Below are 259 nucleotides of genomic sequence, written 5' to 3' on the forward strand. Positions count from 1 at the left end.
ATCCTGGTCGATACCGGTTTCGGCCCCGCCGGCCGCGAACGAGGCCTCGGCAAACTCCAGGGTGGACTGAAGGCTGCAGGTTATGCGGCAGATGACGTTACCGTCGTCGCACTCACCCACCTGCATGGCGATCATATTGGTGGTTTGATGGAAAACGGCGCTCCTGCCTTCAAGAATGCACGCTACGTGGCGAGCCAGGCGGAATATGACTTCTGGTCCAGCAAGGCCCGCGAAGGCACGCCGGCCGAAGGCGGCCACA

At 62.2% G+C, this 259-nt stretch carries 1 protein-coding gene; it reads left to right on the forward strand.

All coding sequences use genetic code 11. The annotated features are described in order from the left end of the window. The coding region (locus ACPYOJ_RS35775) for an MBL fold metallo-hydrolase (protein WP_481420446.1) at positions 1-259 on the forward strand (259 nt) is incomplete at both ends.

This window comes from Rhizobium sp. SVR5-9E (assembly GCF_056755095.1).